We start from the raw sequence: 3,217 nt of genomic DNA on the forward strand, positions 1-3,217 counted from the left end.
GAGGCGTTCGGCCCGCGGCCCGGAACACGGGCACGCCCGTGCCTCCGGCGCACGGGCCCGTGCGCCGGGCTCCCCGGCCCACCCCGGCGCCCGCCGGGAGGCCGGAGCGGAGCCGCGCCTCCCCCCGGGCCCCGGGGAACAGGTGACCCGACCGGTCAGGAATCGAGAAGCGCCCTTCACCGGCCCGGAACTAGCGTGGTGGCCATGGACATCACCATTCACACCAGCGTCCTGCCGCACGAGGACCCCGAGGCCTCCCTGGCCTTCTACCGCGACGTCCTGGGCTTCGAGGTCCGCAACGACGTCGGGCAGGGGAACATGCGCTGGATCACCGTGGGCCCCACCGGACAGCCCGACACCGGCATCCTGCTCGCACCGCCCGCCACCGATCCCGGCATCACCGACGCCGAGCGCACCGCCATCGCCGAGATGATGGCCAAGGGCACCTACGGGTGGATCCTCCTGGCCGCGTCCGACCTCGACCAGGTCTTCGACAGGGTCCAGGCCACCGACACCGAGGTCGTCCAGGAACCCACACTCCAGCCCTACGGCATCCGCGACTGCGCCTTCCGCGACCCCGCCGGCAACCTGATCCGCATCCAGCAGCGCTGAGCCGGCGGCCGCACCGCACCGCCCCGAAGGGCCGGACGCGCGCCACGAGGTCCTGCGCCCGCGCAGGACCGACACCCCCGCGCCGCCCCGAAGGGCCGGACGCGCCGTGAAACACCGGCCCGACCGTGCCGGAAGACGCCGAGGAGGACCGCGCAGGCGGTCCGGACGACGATGGAGAGACGATGACCACCGCCCCGAGGGCGAGCACGCAGCCGCCCGCGCAGCACGCCGCCGACAGCCACGACCTGATCCGCGTGCAGGGCGCGCGCGTGAACAACCTCCGCGACGTCAGCCTCGAGATCCCGAAGCGCCGGCTGACCGTGTTCACCGGCGTCTCCGGTTCGGGCAAGAGCTCGCTGGTGTTCGGCACGATCGCCGCCGAGTCGCAGCGGATGATCAACGAGACCTACAGCGCCTTCGTGCAGGGGTTCATGCCCGCCCTGGCCCGGCCCGACGTCGACGTCCTCGAAGGGCTGACCACCGCGATCATCGTCGACCAGCAGAGGCTCGGGGCCGACCCGCGCTCCACCGTCGGCACCGCGACCGACGCCAGCGCGATGCTGCGCATCCTCTTCAGCAGACTCGGGCGCCCCCACATCGGATCCCCCCAGGCGTTCTCCTTCAACGTCGCCTCGATCAGCGGGGCGGGTGCGGTCACGCTGGAACGCGCCGGCCGGACCGTGAAGGAGCGCCGCGACTTCAGCATCACCGGCGGCATGTGCCCCCGCTGCGAGGGCAGGGGCACGGTCTCCGACATCGACCTCACCCAGCTCTACGACGACTCCAAGTCGATCGCGGAGGGCGCGTTCACCATCCCCGGCTGGAAGTCGGACAGCTGGTGGACGGTGCGGACCTACGCCGAGTCCGGCTTCCTCGACCCCCACAAGCCGATCCGCGACTTCACCGAGCGGGAGATGCGGGACTTCCTCCACCGGGATCCGGTCAAGGTGAAGGTCGAGGGCGTGAACCTCACCTACGAGGGGCTGATCCCCAAGGTCCGGAAGTCGTTCCTGTCCAAGGACGTCGACTCGCTCCAACCGCACGTCCGCGCCTTCGTGGAACGCGCGGTGACGTTCGCCGCCTGCCCCGACTGCGGGGGCACGCGCCTCAACGAGGCGGCGCGCTCCTCGAAGATCGGCGGGATCAACATCGCCGACGCGTGCGCCATGCAGATCAGCGACCTCGCCGCGTGGGTGCGCGGGCTGGACGAGCCGTCGGCGGCCCCCCTGCTCACCTCCCTGGGCAGGACCCTCGACTCGTTCGTGGAGATCGGGCTCGGCTACCTCGCGCTCGACCGGCCCTCGGGCACGCTCTCGGGGGGTGAGGCGCAGCGGGTCAAGATGATCCGCCACCTCGGCTCCTCGCTCACCGACACCACCTACGTCTTCGACGAGCCCACCATCGGCCTGCACCCCCACGACATCCAGAGGATGAACGACCTCCTGCTGCGGCTGCGCGACAAGGGCAACACGGTCCTCGTCGTCGAGCACAAGCCGGAGACGATCGCGATCGCCGACCACGTCGTGGACCTCGGCCCGGGCGCCGGGACGGGGGGCGGGACCGTCTGCTTCGAGGGCACCGTCGGGGGCCTGCGGGCCGGCGGCACCCTCACCGGCCGCCACCTCGACGACCGGGCCTCCCTCAAGGAGGCGGTGCGCGAGCCCTCCGGCGCGCTGGAGATCCGCGGGGCGAGCGCCAACAACCTGCGCGACGTCGACGCCGACATCCCGCTCGGGGTGCTCACCGTCGTCACCGGCGTCGCCGGATCGGGCAAGAGCTCCCTCGTGCACGGCTCGCTCCGCGGCCGTGAGGGCGTGGTGTCCGTCGACCAGAGTCCGATCCGCGGTTCGCGGCGGAGCAACCCGGCGACGTACACCGGGCTGCTCGACCCGGTCCGCAAGGCGTTCGCGAAGGCCAACGGCGTGAAGCCGGCGCTGTTCAGCGCCAACTCCGAGGGCGCCTGCCCCGCCTGCAAGGGTGCGGGCGTGGTCTACACCGACCTGGCGATGATGGCCGGCGTCGCCACCGTCTGCGAGGAGTGCGAGGGCAGGAGGTTCCAGGCCTCGGTGCTGGAGTACCGCCTCGGCGGACGCGACATCGGCCAGGTGCTCGCGATGCCGGTGGCCGAGGCCGAGGAGTTCTTCGGCTCGGGGGAGGCGCGCACGCCCGCCGCGCACGCCGTCCTGCGACGCCTCTCCGACGTCGGCCTCGGCTACCTCACGCTCGGCCAGCCGCTCACCACCCTGTCGGGGGGCGAGCGGCAGCGGATCCGGCTGGCCGCGCGCATGGCGGAGAAGGGCGGCGTCTACATCCTCGACGAGCCGACCGCGGGGCTCCACCTCGCCGACGTCGAGCACCTGCTCGGCCTGCTCGACCGGCTCGTCGACTCCGGGAAGACGGTCGTCGTCATCGAGCACCACCAGGCGGTCATGGCGCACGCCGACTGGATCATCGACCTCGGGCCGGGCGCCGGGCACGACGGCGGCCGGATCGTCTTCGAGGGCACCCCCGCCGACCTCGTCGCCGCCCGGTCCACCCTCACCGGCGAGCACCTCGCGGACTACGTCGGCGGCTGATCCCGCCCCCGGGCGGACACGGGCGCCCC

At 72.6% G+C, this 3,217-nt stretch carries 2 protein-coding genes; both read left to right on the forward strand.

Translation table 11 applies throughout. The features are described 5' to 3' along the window. The first annotated feature begins 204 nt into the window (after positions 1–204). The gene (locus ACWGL3_RS31760) at positions 205–612 is read left to right on the forward strand and encodes a VOC family protein (RefSeq protein ID WP_267948522.1); all 408 of its coding nucleotides are present in this window, start codon (positions 205–207) and stop codon (positions 610–612) included. Positions 613–794: 182 nt separating this feature from the next. Continuing rightward, a complete protein-coding gene (locus ACWGL3_RS31765) occupies positions 795–3,188 on the forward strand; it encodes an excinuclease ABC subunit UvrA (RefSeq protein WP_267948523.1) in 2,394 nt (797 codons plus the stop codon). Positions 3,189–3,217: the final 29 nt, after the last annotated feature.

This window comes from Nocardiopsis sp. NPDC055824, assembly GCF_053616335.1.